The organism is Gemmobacter megaterium (assembly GCF_900156815.1).
Taxonomy (GTDB): Bacteria; Pseudomonadota; Alphaproteobacteria; order Rhodobacterales; family Rhodobacteraceae; genus Wagnerdoeblera; species Wagnerdoeblera megaterium.
The window spans coordinates 14,190-27,999 of sequence record NZ_FTOT01000017.1 but is presented as its reverse complement, the minus strand read 5'-3'; the positions used below and the strand labels follow the sequence as shown (position 1 = coordinate 27,999).

Annotated in this window: 16 protein-coding genes and 1 tRNA gene; 10 read left to right on the top strand and 7 right to left on the bottom strand. The window is 63.9% G+C overall.

The genetic code is table 11. From position 1 onward, the window contains the following. On the bottom strand, nt 1-164 hold a 164-nt coding region (locus tag BW970_RS21315; RefSeq protein ID WP_327078236.1), incomplete at its 3' end, for a DUF6538 domain-containing protein. 154 nt (nt 165-318) lie between these two features. Next, nucleotides 319-408, bottom strand: a tRNA-Ser gene (locus BW970_RS19225). Between the two features lie 622 nt (nt 409-1,030). Between BW970_RS19225 and BW970_RS19215 the strand changes: the two genes are divergently transcribed. From BW970_RS19215 to BW970_RS19200, 4 genes are all read left to right on the top strand, one after another. Further along, complete coding sequence (locus tag BW970_RS19215) at nt 1,031-1,861, top strand: hypothetical protein (RefSeq protein ID WP_076534414.1); 831 nt, start codon at nt 1,031-1,033, stop codon at nt 1,859-1,861. Nucleotides 1,862-2,028: 167 nt separating this feature from the next. Next, nucleotides 2,029-2,421, top strand: a complete 393-nt coding sequence (rplU, locus tag BW970_RS19210; protein WP_076534412.1) for a 50S ribosomal protein L21 — start codon at nt 2,029-2,031, stop codon at nt 2,419-2,421. Between the two features lie 13 nt (nt 2,422-2,434). Further along, nucleotides 2,435-2,704 carry a 50S ribosomal protein L27 gene (gene rpmA, locus BW970_RS19205; RefSeq protein WP_028030154.1) on the top strand — a complete coding sequence of 90 codons (270 nt, stop codon included), beginning with the start codon at nt 2,435-2,437 and terminating at the stop codon, nt 2,702-2,704. Between the two features lie 178 nt (nt 2,705-2,882). Beyond that, nucleotides 2,883-3,425, top strand: coding sequence for a GNAT family N-acetyltransferase (locus BW970_RS19200; protein WP_076534410.1), 543 nt, complete (start codon nt 2,883-2,885; stop codon nt 3,423-3,425). A gap of 15 nt (nt 3,426-3,440) precedes the next feature. Here the strand turns inward: BW970_RS19200 and aat are convergent, their stop codons facing one another. From aat to accB, 3 genes are read right to left on the bottom strand one after another with little or no spacing between them, the layout of a single operon-like run. Continuing rightward, nucleotides 3,441-4,013 (bottom strand): leucyl/phenylalanyl-tRNA--protein transferase, encoded by a 573-nt coding sequence (gene aat / locus BW970_RS19195; RefSeq protein ID WP_229740559.1) that lies wholly within the window; start codon nt 4,011-4,013, stop codon nt 3,441-3,443. A 44-nt stretch (nt 4,014-4,057) separates the two neighbouring features. Beyond that, nucleotides 4,058-5,404 carry an acetyl-CoA carboxylase biotin carboxylase subunit gene (accC, locus tag BW970_RS19190; protein ID WP_076534408.1) on the bottom strand — a complete coding sequence of 449 codons (1,347 nt, stop codon included), beginning with the start codon at nt 5,402-5,404 and terminating at the stop codon, nt 4,058-4,060. Nucleotides 5,405-5,411: 7 nt separating this feature from the next. Then, a complete protein-coding gene (gene accB / locus BW970_RS19185) occupies nt 5,412-5,900 on the bottom strand; it encodes an acetyl-CoA carboxylase biotin carboxyl carrier protein (protein ID WP_076534406.1) in 489 nt (162 codons plus the stop codon). Between the two features lie 258 nt (nt 5,901-6,158). On the opposite strand from accB, the gene BW970_RS19180 reads away from it, so the two are divergent. From BW970_RS19180 to BW970_RS19165, 4 genes are all read left to right on the top strand, one after another. Next, a complete protein-coding gene (locus BW970_RS19180; RefSeq protein WP_076534404.1) occupies nt 6,159-7,463 on the top strand; it encodes an NAD(P)-dependent oxidoreductase in 1,305 nt (434 codons plus the stop codon). A 69-nt stretch (nt 7,464-7,532) separates the two neighbouring features. After that, nucleotides 7,533-8,069, top strand: coding sequence for a DedA family protein (locus tag BW970_RS19175; RefSeq protein ID WP_076534402.1), 537 nt, complete (start codon nt 7,533-7,535; stop codon nt 8,067-8,069). Between the two features lie 93 nt (nt 8,070-8,162). After that, nucleotides 8,163-9,461 (top strand): NAD-dependent dihydropyrimidine dehydrogenase subunit PreA, encoded by a 1,299-nt coding sequence (gene preA / locus BW970_RS19170; protein WP_076534400.1) that lies wholly within the window; start codon nt 8,163-8,165, stop codon nt 9,459-9,461. Nucleotides 9,462-9,727: 266 nt separating this feature from the next. Next, nucleotides 9,728-10,726 carry an SDR family NAD(P)-dependent oxidoreductase gene (locus BW970_RS19165; protein ID WP_076534420.1) on the top strand — a complete coding sequence of 333 codons (999 nt, stop codon included), beginning with the start codon at nt 9,728-9,730 and terminating at the stop codon, nt 10,724-10,726. On the opposite strand, the gene BW970_RS19160 is transcribed toward BW970_RS19165, so the two are convergent. Next, nucleotides 10,714-10,899 carry a hypothetical protein gene (locus BW970_RS19160; RefSeq protein WP_076534398.1) on the bottom strand — a complete coding sequence of 62 codons (186 nt, stop codon included), beginning with the start codon at nt 10,897-10,899 and terminating at the stop codon, nt 10,714-10,716. The genes BW970_RS19165 and BW970_RS19160 overlap by 13 nt on opposite strands. Nucleotides 10,900-10,960: 61 nt before the next feature. Continuing rightward, on the bottom strand, nt 10,961-11,668 hold the full coding sequence (locus BW970_RS19155; RefSeq protein WP_076534396.1) for a FadR/GntR family transcriptional regulator: 708 nt from the start codon (nt 11,666-11,668) through the stop codon (nt 10,961-10,963). An 84-nt stretch (nt 11,669-11,752) separates the two neighbouring features. Between BW970_RS19155 and BW970_RS19150 the strand changes: the two genes are divergently transcribed. Then, on the top strand, nt 11,753-12,514 hold the full coding sequence (locus BW970_RS19150) for a sulfite exporter TauE/SafE family protein (protein WP_076534394.1): 762 nt from the start codon (nt 11,753-11,755) through the stop codon (nt 12,512-12,514). Between the two features lie 204 nt (nt 12,515-12,718). Further along, nucleotides 12,719-13,783: a 3-deoxy-7-phosphoheptulonate synthase gene (locus BW970_RS19145; protein WP_076534392.1), complete on the top strand. Its 1,065-nt coding sequence runs from the start codon at nt 12,719-12,721 to the stop codon at nt 13,781-13,783. Nucleotides 13,784-13,810: the final 27 nt, after the last annotated feature.

The following is a 13,810-nucleotide window of genomic DNA, read 5'->3' as shown; positions in this document are numbered from 1 at the left end:
GCCTCGATCAGTTCCTGCCAGACCTGATCGGCCTTGGTCTTCGCCACACTCTCGGAATCGGTGTGCAGGCTGATCAGGATCATCTCGCGCTGCTCGACGTCACGATAACGACGCGGAACGCGGCGGCGCAGGTGGAATGTCTGGTTGCGTCTGAGGATGCTCATGGCACCTTTGTGACGATCTTCATACCGTTCCGCAAGCGCATTATGCCGCAAAATGTGCGCCAATATGTGTATCAAATCGGGCGGAAGCGCCCAAGCAACAAGGCGAAAGCCCCGAAATTATCGAAGGAAAACAAGATGTTAGGTGAAATGAATGTGGCGGAGAGGGTGGGATTCGAACCCACGGTACCCTTGCAGGCACTCCGGTTTTCGAGACCGGCGCGATCGACCACTCCGCCACCTCTCCGTGTCTGGGGTCGTGAGCGGTTTCCTAGTGCAGCGTGCGGGAGGGTGCAAGTGGGATTTTCTGGGCTTCAACAAGAATACTGCCCTGCGCATCGGCCATTTCTGGTCTGATATGCCCGCACCCCATCGTATGGTCAGATGTCGCAGGATTGCAGTTGGCTCGCTTGCCGTGGCCGTGTCGGGCGGAGGATGGTCTGCGGTCGTGGGCCGGTTCCGCGCGGTCGTCAGATACATCCTGGTGTCCACGCTCAAGGGCTGTCTGGCGCTTCCGGGGCGCCGGCGCATCCGTGGCGATCGGGTCGCCCAATTGCGGAGCCAAGGCGAAGGTGCCGGAGAGCCCTGGCCCCCGGCGTTGGCCTGACTGGCGTTCGGCATGGCCTACTGTCCGCAGGGGGGCAGATGCGCAGGGGCGATGCATTGCAGGTTTCGGCCATATCCTCTCCTCCGGGGTTTGGCCCGCTGGAAGCCCGACCATGGCGCGGGCCGGAGGCGCAACTGACGGCCCCGGCAGGTGATGGCGGTCCTTCGGCAAATCCGGCGCAGTTCACTTTCGCGTCGTGTGGCATTGGCAGGGGCCATTGGGTGTGGGTAGAACTTGATCGTGCCGGAAAAGGAACCCTGCCATGCTGCGCCGTGTATTGATGTCCCTGATGGCTTGCGCCTGTCTGCTGTCCCCGGTGCGTGCCGCCGCCGCGCCCGTTGATCTGCTCGCCGAGGCGCTGCATCTGTCTGACCTGTTCCGCGTCATGGCCGACGAGGGACGCGATTATGGCGCGGATCTGGAGGCAGAGCTGTTTCCGCAGGCCGGTGGCCCCCGATGGGCAGAGACGGTCGCCGCCATCCATGCCCCGGAACGGATCGAGGCTTTGGTCATGGCGCAGCTTGAAACCGAACTGGCGCGCGACCCGGATGCGGTGGCGCGCATGACAACCTTTTTCACCACCACCCCAGGCGCCCGTATCGCAAAACTGGAGATCGCGGCGCGTGAGGCGTATCTGGACGAGGCGACGAAGGAAGCGGCCGAAGCCGCCTTCATGGACATGCAGGCCGCGTCAGACCCGCGACTGGAGACGATCCGCCGATTGGCCGAGGTCAACGACCTGATCGAGCAGAATGTTGCCGGGGCACTGAATGCGAATCTGGCGTTCTATCGGAGCATGGTCGCTGGCGGCGCCGTTCAGCAGACCTTGCCCGATGCAGAGATGATGGCCGATCTGTGGTCGCAAGAGGCGCAGATCCGCAAGGACACCACGGACTGGCTGATGCCCTATATGGCCCTGGCCTACCGCCCGCTGAGCGACGCGGATCTGGACGCCTACATCGCCTTTTCCGAGACCGCCGACGGACAGTTGCTGAACCGGGCGCTGTTCGCGGCGTTCAATCGCATGTTCAATGCGGTGTCGCGTGACCTCGGGGTCGCGGCCGCAAAGATGCTGCAAGGGCAGGATATCTGAACCTGCCTTGACTTTGCGGGAGATTCCGTTGAAAAGCGCCTATCCAGGCCAGAGGTGACTCGGGCAGGGCAATTTTGTAACGCTCCTGGCGGGGCGCGCTGTCCGAAGGCATCCAACGCCGGATCATGTCCGGGGCCATAGGGCGCGGAAGAAAAGGAAGAACACAGATGACCACTTTCGCGGTCCTCAAGACGGGCGGAAAGCAGTACAAGGTCCAGGCTGGCGATGTGCTGCGCGTGGAACTGATCGCCGCTGCCGCTGGCGACAAGATCCAGTTCAACGAGATCCTCATGGTTGGCGGTGAAAGCCTGACCATCGGCGCACCGCTGGTCGCCGGCGCGGCTGTTCAGGCCGAGGTGATCGATAACATCAAGGCCGACAAGGTCATCAGCTACCACAAGCGCCGCCGCAAGCATTCGTCGCAGCGCACCCGTGGCCACCGTCAGAAGCTGACGCTGGTGCGTGTGACCGACATTCTCGCCTCGGGCGCCGAAACCTCGGGCGTTACCGCTGCCGTCGGCACCGCCGATGCGCGTCGCGCCGCCCACGAAACGAAGTAAGGGAGTCTGACCCATGGCACACAAGAAAGCTGGCGGTTCGTCCCGCAACGGTCGCGACTCTGCCGGGCGTCGCCTTGGCGTAAAGCTGTTCGGCGGCCAGGCGGCCATTCCGGGCAACATCATCGTGCGTCAACGCGGCACCACCTGGTTCCCCGGTGAAGGCGTCGGCATGGGCAAGGACCATACGATCTTTGCCGTGACCGAAGGGCGCGTGACCTTCCGCAAGGGCCTCAAGGGCCGCACCTTCATTTCGGTCCTCCCGGTTGCGGAGGCTGCGGAGTAAGCCGAACCTTTACATTCGGAATGTAAACGGGGGATCGGCGCACCAGCCGGTCCCCTGTTTCGTTTTCGGGATCGTTCCCGGACATGCCACAATTTGTCGGGCTATGGGGGGCTTGTCCTGTGGCCGGGCGGACCCCATCCTGAAAGGGCGAGGCCCTTTCGCTTCGGAGGAGGAAGCGATGAAGATGGACAATGTGATCGACACTGTGCCCCAGATTGTCGCCGGGCGTTTCGTGCTGCGTGGATTGCGTGGTTCGGATGCCGGGCTTCTGGCGCTTCATGCGGGTGACAAACGTGTCGCCAGCATGACCTCGTCGATCCCCCATCCGCTGCCGCCCGGAGCGATCGAGGCGTATATCTCCCGTGTCACTGCGCCGGAGCGGACGGAAGATGTCTGGGCCATGGATGGCTCCGGTCATGGGCTGGCTGAACTGCTGGGGGTCATCAGCCTCAAGCGGATGGATCGCGCCCAGTCGGAGATCGGCTATTGGGTCGCGCCGGCGTTCTGGAACACCGGCATAGCCTCCGAGGCGGTGCGCGCCGTGCTGGACGCGAACCCGCATGGCGACCGGACGATCTTTGCGGCGGTGTTTCAGGACAACCCCGGATCGGCCCGTGTCCTGACCAATGCCGGTTTCGAATATCTGGGCGATGCCGAAACCTTCTGTGTGTCGCGCAATGCCCGCGTGCCGACCTGGACCTATCTTAGAAAGATGGTCTGAGAACGGCGGGCGCTCTCAGGGCGCCTCTGTTGTACAGCGCGTGGCGGCAAGCGGATCGGCATCAATGTCGATCCGCCCCTGTCCTTGCAAAGCCTGCGCCAGGCGCTGCTGATACGCACCCCGCGGGATTTCAATGGCGCCAAGGCTGGCCAGATGCGGGGTCAGGAACTGCGTATCGAACAGCACAAAGCCCCCGGCCCGCAACCTCGCAACCAGATGTGCCAGCGCCAGCTTTGATCCATCGACAGCAGCCGAGAACATGCTTTCACCAAAGAAGGCGCGCCCGATCGCAACGCCATAGACCCCGCCGATCAACCTGCCGTTCTGCCAGATTTCCTGGCTGTGGGCATGGCCCATATCATGCAGGTCCAGATACAGGCGATGGATTTCGGCGTTGATCCAGGTTTCCTCGCGGGCCGCACAGGCCGCGACAACCCCGGCAAAGTCGGTATCGAAGGCAGCCTGATATCCGCCACGCCGGATGCGGCGGGCCAGACTGCGCGAGATATGAAAACCATCCAGCGGAATGATACCGCGCTGTCTGGGATCGACCCAATGGATTTCCGGGTCGTCACGGCTTTCTGCCATGGGGAAGATCCCCATGGCATAGGCCCGCAGCAAAAGCTGCGCTGTCAGCCGAACTGGCGCGCCAGCCACTTTTCCAGCCAGTGAATGGAATAGTCGCCATTCTGGATGTCGGGCTCTGCCAGCAGGGCCCGGAACAGCGGCACGGTGGTATCGACACCATCGACGATCAATTCGCCCAAGGCGCGGTGCAGGCGCGACAGCGCCTCGGGCCGGTCGCGGCCATGTACGATCAGCTTGCCGATCAGGCTGTCGTAATAGGGGGGGATCCGGTAGCCGTCATACAGCGCGGAATCCATCCGCACGCCCAGACCGCCAGGCGCATGATAGGCCGTGACCTTGCCGGGGCAGGGGGCAAAGGACGGCAGCTTTTCCGCATTGATCCGCACCTCGATGGCATGGCCATGCAGTTCCAGCTCGTCCTGGGTGAACGACATGCCCATGCCGCTGGCCACCCGGATCTGTTCACGCACCAGATCGACGCCAAAGATTGCTTCGGTGACGGGATGTTCCACCTGCAACCGGGTGTTCATCTCGATGAAGTAGAAGTTTCCGTCTTCGTACAGGAATTCGATGGTGCCCGCGCCGATGTAGTTCAGCTTGCGCATGGCTGCGGCGCAGACCTCGCCGATTTCGGACCGCATCTTCGGGGTGATGCTGGGCCCTGGCGCTTCCTCGAATACCTTCTGGTGGCGGCGCTGAAGCGAACAGTCCCGCTCGCCCAGATGCACCGCATTGCCCTTGCCATCCCCAAAGACCTGGATTTCGATATGGCGGGGGCGTTGCAGATATTTCTCGATATAGACTTCGTCATTGCCGAACGCGGCCTTCGACTCGGCGCGGGCGGTACGGAAGGCCACTTCCAGGGCGGCCTCGTCGTTTGCCACCTTCATGCCGCGACCGCCACCGCCGGCCGTCGCCTTGATGATCACCGGATAGCCGATCTCTGCGGCTACGCGCTTGGCGCTGTCGACGTCGGGCACGCCGCCGTCAGAACCGGGAACGACCGGAATCCCCAGCGTCTTGGCCGTTTCCTTGGCGGTGATCTTGTCGCCCATGATGCGGATATGTTCCGCCGAAGGGCCGATGAAGGTCAGGTCGTGGTCTTCCAGCGCCTGCGCAAAGGCGGCGTTTTCCGACAGGAAGCCATAGCCGGGATGCACGGCCTGGGCGCCGGTGATCTCGCAGGCGGAAATGATTGCCGCCTTGTTGAGGTAGCTTTCCGAGGACGGCGCCGGGCCGATACAGACGCTTTCGTCGGCCATGCGCACATGCATGGCGTCGGAATCCGCTGTTGAATGCACGGCGACCGATTTGATCCCCATTTCCTGGCAGGCCCGGATCACGCGCAGCGCGATCTCTCCGCGGTTGGCGATCAGGATCTTGTCGAACATGCGCGCCTCACTCGATGATCATCAGGGGGGCGCCGTATTCCACCGGGGAGCCATCGGCGACCAGAATCCGTTTCACCGTGCCAGAGCGGGTGGCCGGGATGTGGTTCATGGTCTTCATCGCCTCGATGATCAGCAGCGTCTGTCCCTCGGTCACGGTGGCCCCTACGGCAACAAAGGGCGTCGCACCGGGTTCCGCGGCGAGATAGACGGTGCCGACCATGGGCGAGGTCACTGCGCCGGGATGTTGGGCCGGATCTTCCGGCGCGGCCGGGGCAGCGGCGGGTGCCGTCGCCGCCGCAGTGGCAGCAGGGGTGGGGGCCGCCACCGTTACCGGCGCTGCCTGCACGATGGTTGCCTGTTTGACAACGCGAACTTCCAGACTGTCATCTTCGCCATATTCGCGCTTGACGGCCAGTTCGGTCAGTTCATTCGCGTTCAGCAGTTCCGCAAGGGCCTGAATGAAGGCCACGTCGGCTTCGTGGTTGTGTTTGGTCATGCCGTCCTCGCTAAGGTTCCCGTGCGGCTGGGCGGGGCCTGCCGCCCCTGTTCTTTGCCTGCCCTGTCTGGGGCCATGTGGCTATATACGCATTCCTCCGTGCAAGGAAAAGCCGACAACGTGCCCAAGGTTGCGGCAAGCCGCCTGTCGCGCAGGCATGAGGCCAGAAAAGCGATTTACCCTGATATTTTACCACTTGATAAAATTTTGGACTGTGGCAGCCTGAGGTCAATAAACAAAGCCCAAGGGAGGCACCGCTTGTCCAACAGCCAGCTTACCCCCGGCATCGCACCGGGGCGTCTGCCCGCCGATGTGATCGCCCGCAATTTCGAAGACGTCGATCCGCCCTTTGACATGCACGAGGCGCAGGTGGCGGCGGATCGGTGTTATTTCTGCCATGATGCGCCCTGCATCACGGCCTGTCCGACCAGCATCGACATTCCGCTGTTCATTCGCCAGATCGTCACCGGAACGCCCGAAGCGGCGGCGAGGACGATCTGGGATCAGAACATCCTGGGTGGCATGTGCGCGCGGGTCTGTCCAACCGAAACCCTGTGCGAAGAGGCCTGCGTGCGCGAAGCCGCCGAAGGCAAGCCGGTGGAAATCGGGCGGTTGCAGCGCTATGCCACCAGCGTGGCCATGCCAAAGCCCCATCCCTACACGCGCGCGGCACCGACCGGCAAACGTGTGGCCGTTGTGGGGGCCGGGCCTGCGGGCCTGTCCTGCGCGCATCGTCTGGCGATGAAGGGCCATGACGTGGTGATCTATGAGGCGCGTCCCAAGCCGGGCGGGCTGAATGAATACGGCATCGCCGCCTACAAGGCGACGCAGGACTTTGCCCAGGCAGAGGTGGACTGGCTCTTGCAGATCGGAGGGATAGAAATCCTCTGCAACCAGAGGCTTGGCCGGGACATCACGCTGGACGGGCTGAAGGCGCAGCATGACGCCATATTCCTTGGCATCGGTCTGGCGGGGGTCAATTCCCTTGGGATACCGGGAGAGCGCCTTGATGGTGTGCGCGACGCGGTCGAGTATATCGCCGAACTGCGGCAGGCGGCCTTGCCGAGCTTTGCGGTCGGGCGCGATGTCGTGGTGATCGGTGGCGGGATGACCGCAGTGGACGCCGCGGTCCAGTCCAAGCTGCTGGGAGCCGAAAACGTCACCATGGTCTATCGTCGTGGCAAGGATCGGATGAGTGCAAGCGGCTACGAACAGGATCATGCGGCACAAGTGGGGGTCAAGATCGTCTACAACGCCGTTCCCCTGAAGGTGATCGGCACGGACAAGGCCGAAGCGGTGGAATTCGCCTATGCCGTCGATGGCAAGCCTGAGGCAGAGACCTTTACCCTCAAGGCAGATCAGGTGTTCAAGGCCATCGGACAAATGCTGGCAGGTGTGCCCGATGGCCTGTCGGTCGAGGGCGGCAAGATCGCCGGCGCCAGCTCAGGTATATGGGCAGGGGGCGATTGCGCGGCGGGGGGCGAAGACCTGACCGTCACCGCAGTGGCCGAGGGGCGCGACGCGGCAGAGGCGATTCACGCGCATCTGATGGCCCGGACATGACAGCGGGTTGTGACCCGGCGCCGATGGCGATACCTCTCGCTGGCTTGAACAGCCCTTCGGGAGACAGTCGTGGACGCTTTCGTGGACTCTGCCATCGCCTTTGTCAGCGACAATCGCGCCTGGGCGGGGGTGATCGCCTTTTTCTTCGCCCTGGCCGAAACGCTGCCGGTATTCTCGATTCTCATCCCCTCGACTGCGATCCTGTTCGGGGTGGGGGCCGTGGTGGCAACCGGCGCGCTGGACTTTATCCCGCTGTGGATCGGCGGGGCCTTGGGGGCGATCGCCGGATCGGTGTTCTCCTACTGGCTGGGCTGGCGCTACGGCAAGGTCATGCTGCAACTCTGGCCCTTGCGCGATCACCCGGAACTGGCCGAGCGGGCGACCAGAGCGTTTGCCCGCTGGGGAATTGTCACCATTCTGATCGGGCATTTCGTCGGCCCGTTGCGGGCGGTGGTGTTCCTGATGGCCGGTATCTCGCGCATGAACTTGCCGCTGTTCCTGGCTGTCGATCTGGTCGGCGCCATCGCCTGGGCCTGGGCCATACCCAAGTCGGGCGAGGTTGGCGGCAACATCCTGCATTGGATCTGGCAGGCTCTGGCTGGCTGACCGCCCCCGCACTTTTCCGACATTCCCCTTGGGCACCGCTGGCCAGCGGTGTCTGTTCCCTTGCCATAAGCCAACATCCTGTGGAGGACAGCCATGGCCGACCTCAGAAGTGACTTTCTGGGCATCAAATCGCCCAACCCGTTCTGGCTGGCCTCTGCGCCGCCGACCGACAAGCAATACAACGTCGAGCGCGCCTATGAGGCGGGCTGGGGCGGCGTGGTGTGGAAGACGCTGGGGGCCGAAGGGCCGCCCATCGTCAACGTCTCGGGCCCGCGATATGGCGCGGTCTGGGGCGCGGACCGTCGCCTGCTTGGCCTGAACAACATCGAGCTGATCACCGACCGCCCGCTGGAGGTCAACCTGCGCGAGATCAAGGAGGTCAAGCGCAAGTGGAAGGACCGCGCCCTGGTCATCTCGCTGATGGTGCCTTGCGACGAAGAAAGCTGGAAGGACATCCTCAAGCGGATCGAGGATACCGAGGCCGACGGGGTGGAACTGAACTTCGGCTGCCCGCATGGCATGGCAGAACGCGGCATGGGGTCTGCCGTTGGCCAAGTGCCCGAGTATATCGAGATGGTGACACGCTGGGTCAAGCAATACAGCCGGATGCCGTGCATCGTGAAGCTGACGCCCAACATTACCTCGATCCTGCCCCCGGCGATTGCGGCGAAACGCGGCGGGGCCGATGCGGTCAGCCTGATCAACACGATCAAATCTGTGACCAACGTTGATCTTGATCACTTCTCGCCCTTTCCGATGATCGACGGCAAGGGCAGCCATGGCGGCTATTGCGGCCCGGCGGTCAAGCCGATTGCACTGAACATGGTGGCGGAAATCGCGCGCTATCAGGAAACCCGCGGCTTGCCGATTTCGGGCATCGGCGGTGTCACCACCTGGCGCGATGCGGCGGAGTTCATGGCGCTGGGCGCCGGCAATGTGCAGGTCTGCACTGCCGCGATGACCTATGGCTTCAAGATCGTGCAAGAGATGATCTCCGGCCTGTCGGAATATCTCGACGACAAGGGCATGGCCATGTCCGACCTGATCGGACGCGCGGTGCCGAACTTTGTCGAATGGCAGGATCTGAACCTGAACTATGTCACCAAGGCGCGGATCAGCCAGGACGATTGCATCAAATGCGGCCGCTGCTATGCCGCGTGCGAAGATACCAGCCACCAGGCCATCCTGATGAAACCGGGCCGGGTGTTCGAGGTGAACGACGCCGAATGCGTTGCCTGCAACCTGTGCGTCAACGTCTGCCCGGTGGAAAACTGCATCACCATGGAACAGATGCCGCTGGGCGAAGTGGACCCGCGCACAGGGCGCCCCGTGGCGCCTTATGCCAACTGGCAAGATCATCCCAACAACCCGGCCGCCACTGCCGCCGAGTGATCGGGCGCTGCCACTCCAGACCCGCCGCCGTGCCGATCCGGCGGCGGGTTTCCTGCGGCAGATCGCAGGGCAGGGCACCGGCGGGACGGGGATCCGGGCGTCGCTCCCCCACACGGCGGGAATGCCGCAGGCACTCAACAGCCTGAATACCGGCAAATTCCCTGTTTCGCGCCGCATGGGTGCCACAGTTTGCTGCATGGTCTCCGCAAGGGCTGGTTCCGATCCTGGCGATACGGCAACCTGTGCGCACTATGGAGCGACCGTTCATGCGTGTTCTTGTAACCGGCAGCGCCGGGTTCATCGGCTTTCACCTGTCCCGTCTTCTTCTGGCCGAAGGGGCCGAGGTGCAGGGCTATGACGGGATGACCGACTATTACGACGTGGCGCTGAAACGGCGGCGGCACGAGAGTCTGGCCGAGACCCCCCGTTTTCACTGCGCCGAGGGTTTGCTGGAGGATCGCGCCGCCCTGGATGCGGTCGCTGATGGATTTGGCCCCGATGTGATCGTCCACCTGGCCGCACAGGCCGGTGTGCGGTATTCCATCGACAATCCCCGCGCCTATGTCGATGCCAATATCGTTGGCACGTTCAACGTGATGGAGGTCGCGCTGCGCCATCGGGTGCGCCACCTGCTGATGGCCTCGACCAGTTCCGTCTATGGCGCCAACACCGACATGCCCTATGCCGAAACGCACAAGGCCGATACCCCGATGTCGTTCTATGCGGCGACGAAAAAGGCGAACGAGGCGATGGCCCATGCCTGGGCGCATATCCATGGCCTGCCCACCACCATGTTCCGGTTCTTTACCGTCTATGGTCCCTGGGGGCGGCCCGATATGGCGCTGTTCAAGTTCACCCGCGCCATCCTGCAAGACGAGCCGATCGACATCTACAATCATGGCGACATGTGGCGCGATTTTACCTATGTCGAGGATCTGGTGCGCGGCATCCGTGGCCTGATCGACGCGGCCCCCGGCACGGCCCCGATCGGCCCGCATGACAGCCTGTCCCCCGTCGCGCCGTGGCGCGTGGTCAATATCGGCAATTCCGACAAGGTGAAACTGCTCGATTTCGTTGACGCCATAGAGGAGAGCCTGGGGCGCAAGGCAATCCGGCGCTATCTGCCCATGCAGCCCGGAGACGTGCCCGCGACCTGGGCCGATGCGTCGCTGTTGCAGGGCCTAACGGGCCATCGCCCCGAAACCCCGTTCCGCGAGGGGGTGGCGCGGTTCGTGGCCTGGTACAGGGAGTATTACGGGGTCTGATCGTCCGGATTGCGGGCGCCGCGCATCCCGTGCCGCAGCGCGGGCAGGGTGCCAAGGGATCCGGTTGCCAGCCACAGCGTCACCGCGACAGCGGCCTCTGCCTCGAACGCGAGGGCGGCAAGTGCGGCCAGACTGCCCATGGCCGAGGCTGAAACGATGGAAATGACCGGCATCGACCCCCTCCTTGTCAAAACGTATCGGGCTCTGTCGAAGTTGACCATAGGTCAGCATCAGTTAACCACGGGTTTCTCTGCCCACAACGGCTTCGGCCAGGCGCATCGCGCGCTCTATGGTTTCCAGGTGGCTGCGCATCGCGGACTGGGCACGCTGGGCATCCGCCGCCGCGATGGCGTCCACGATAGCAGTGTGCTGGTCGCTGTGCGGCCCGGTGAATTCGGCCACTCCGACCTGGCGATAGGTCCGGTCCCATTCGCGCTGCCACACGGCGCGGCGGCGCGCGCCTGACAGATGGTCCAGCACCCCGAGCAGGATCGGGTTGTCGGCCACCTCGGCGATCCCGCGATGAAAACGCGCATCTGCCTGCTCGCAAGCCGCGCGCGTGGTGGCCGCCCGTGCGTCGTCGGCCAACATGGACAGGTAGCGCCGTTCCGCCGCCCCGGCGGTTCGGGCGGCCTCGGCGGCGATGGGCGGTTCGATCAGCAGGCGGGCGCGCATGATCTGCGCCGGGGATCGCACCTCGATCAACAGGGATTCCCGCACCGGATGTCCAAGGGGGCGCGGGCCGCGAAACGTGCCTTGCCCGACATGGCGCCAGATTTCCGCGTCCTGTTCCAGGATCGCAAGCCCGGCCCGCAGGGTCTGGCGGCTGCACCCCAGCTCTGCCGCCAGATCGCGTTCGGCGGGCAGGCGGTCGCCTGCCACAGGCGCGTGGCGTTCCATGGCGTGGCGCAAGGCGGGCAGGATGTCTGTCAGGCGGGGCATTCGGAAACCATCAGGATCAGACCAATTTGCAGACCAATGAGCGGATGTGCAAGTCATCGCGCATTCCAACGTCAGAGGACCGCCATGCTGACCACCTTCGTCCTGATGCTTGCCGGGCTTTCCGCCGGCGCCCTGAACGCCGTGGCCGGCGGAGGCACGTTCCTGACCTTCCCGGCACTGGTTTGGGCCGGTGTCCCGCCGGTCATGGCCAATGCCACGGCGACCATGGCCGCCCTTCCGGGATATGTCGGCAGTGCCTGGGGGTTCCGCAGGGATCTGCGGGCCGAAGGGCCGCTTGGCCTGCGGATGATCCTTGTGCTGGCCGTTCTGGGCGGTTTCCTCGGCGCGGTTCTGTTGCTTGTCACCCCGTCAGATGCCTTTTCGGCCATTGTGCCATGGTTGCTTTTGCTGGCGACAGTCGTCTTTGCCGCCGGGCCGGTTCTGCTGCGCCGGATCACCGCGCGGGGCGGGCAGGGGGCCGGTGTGGTCATGGCGGCCGGATTGGTGCTCGTGGTGTCGATCTATGGAGGGTATTTCAACGGCGGGCTGGGCATCATGCTGCTGGCCGTGTTCGGCCTGATCGGTTTTGCAAACCTGAATGCGATGAACGGGTTGAAGAACGTGATCTCGGCCGTTCTGTCGCTGGTCTCGGTGGCGACCTACGCCATCGCCGGGTTGATCGACTGGACCCATGCAGTGCCGCTTGCACTGTCTTGTGCCCTGGGTGGCTCTCTGGGTGCCTGGGCCGCGCGACGCATTACGCGGCCCGCCGTGCTGCGCTGGTTCATTACGGGCGTGGGGGCGGCCATGACGGTGGCCTTCTTCATTCTGTCAAAAAATGGGTGACAGGCCGCCTGGCACAGGATAACTACAGCACATGTCGCAGTTGAACGCCTATACCTTTGCCTCGTTTTATTGGTTCCGCCTGTCCGGCGGGATCGGGTAACGGTATAGCGCAGACAACGCGATACTCTCCCGAAGCCGCTGGTTCGACCGGCGGCTTTTTCAATCTGAATGCCCCGGTCCGCCCTTCCCACCCAAGGAAAGACCATGCCGATCCAGACCGATAACCTTCATATCCACACCTTGCGCCCGCTGCCGTCGCCTGTGGCGCTGGCACGCGAACTGGCGCGGGATGATGCCATTTCGCACACGGTTGCCGACAGTCGGCGGGCCATTCGCGCCATTCTGGGCGGGAGGGATGACCGGCTGCTGGTGATCGTGGGGCCCTGTTCCATCCACGAATCCAGCGCAGCGCTGGACTACGCCGCCCGGCTTGCCGCGGAACGTCGCGCGCTGGGGGACCGGCTGGAAATCGTGATGCGGGTCTATTTCGAAAAGCCTCGCACCACCGTCGGGTGGAAAGGGCTGATCAATGACCCGCATCTGGACGGCTCTGACCGGATCGAGGATGGCCTGCCCATGGCGCGCCGTCTGCTGCTGGAGGTGAACCGCATGGGGCTGCCTGCGGCGACCGAGTTCCTGGACCCCATACTGCCCCAGTATTTCGCCGATCTGATCGCATGGGGCGCGATTGGCGCACGCACGACGGAAAGCCAGATCCACCGTCAACTGGCCTCGGGTCTGTCCTGTCCTGTGGGGTTCAAGAACGGGACCGATGGCGGCGTGCAGGTGGCGCTGGATGCCATACGGTCGGCCGCCGCATCGCACAGCTTTCCGGCCGTCACGGCACAGGGGCAGGCGGCGATTGCGACCACCACGGGCAATCCCGCCTGCCATGTGGTGTTGCGCGGCGGCCACCATGGCCCGAACTATGACGCGGCCGCCGTTGCGGCCGTGGTTGCCGCCGCACGCAAGGCAGGGGTCGAGCCGGGCATCGTCATAGATGCCAGTCATGCCAACAGTGGCAAGGATCCGTTGCGGCAGCCCGCGGTTCTGGCCGATATCGCCCACCAGATCCGCACAGGTGACAGCGCCATCCGTGGGGTAATGCTGGAAAGCCATCTGATCGCCGGGCGACAGGATCAGGTGCCGGGACAGCCGCTGACCTATGGCCAAAGCATCACGGACGGTTGTCTTGGCTGGGAGGAGACGCGCGCCGTGCTGCACGATCTGGCGGATGCGGTGGCGCGGCGCCAGCGCGCTGCGGCCTGAACGCTGGCGGGCGCCATCTGAACCGGC

Bases quoted from the DNA above. Each gene is read 5' to 3' on its own strand.
- BW970_RS19165 (WP_076534420.1), top strand. From the start codon at position 9,728: ATGCGTGTTCTTGTAACCGGCAGCGCCGGGTTCATCGGCTTTCACCTG.
- accC (WP_076534408.1), bottom strand. From the start codon at position 5,404: ATGTTCGACAAGATCCTGATCGCCAACCGCGGAGAGATCGCGCTGCGC.
- rplU (WP_076534412.1), top strand. From the start codon at position 2,029: ATGACCACTTTCGCGGTCCTCAAGACGGGCGGAAAGCAGTACAAGGTC.
- aat (WP_229740559.1), bottom strand. From the start codon at position 4,013: ATGGCAGAAAGCCGTGACGACCCGGAAATCCATTGGGTCGATCCCAGA.
- preA (WP_076534400.1), top strand. From the start codon at position 8,163: ATGGCCGACCTCAGAAGTGACTTTCTGGGCATCAAATCGCCCAACCCG.
- BW970_RS19160 (WP_076534398.1), bottom strand. From the start codon at position 10,899: ATGCCGGTCATTTCCATCGTTTCAGCCTCGGCCATGGGCAGTCTGGCC.
- BW970_RS19215 (WP_076534414.1), top strand. From the start codon at position 1,031: ATGCTGCGCCGTGTATTGATGTCCCTGATGGCTTGCGCCTGTCTGCTG.
- BW970_RS19150 (WP_076534394.1), top strand. From the start codon at position 11,753: ATGCTGACCACCTTCGTCCTGATGCTTGCCGGGCTTTCCGCCGGCGCC.
- accB (WP_076534406.1), bottom strand. From the start codon at position 5,900: ATGACCAAACACAACCACGAAGCCGACGTGGCCTTCATTCAGGCCCTT.
- BW970_RS19200 (WP_076534410.1), top strand. From the start codon at position 2,883: ATGAAGATGGACAATGTGATCGACACTGTGCCCCAGATTGTCGCCGGG.
- rpmA (WP_028030154.1), top strand. From the start codon at position 2,435: ATGGCACACAAGAAAGCTGGCGGTTCGTCCCGCAACGGTCGCGACTCT.
- BW970_RS19145 (WP_076534392.1), top strand. From the start codon at position 12,719: ATGCCGATCCAGACCGATAACCTTCATATCCACACCTTGCGCCCGCTG.
- BW970_RS19155 (WP_076534396.1), bottom strand. From the start codon at position 11,668: ATGCCCCGCCTGACAGACATCCTGCCCGCCTTGCGCCACGCCATGGAA.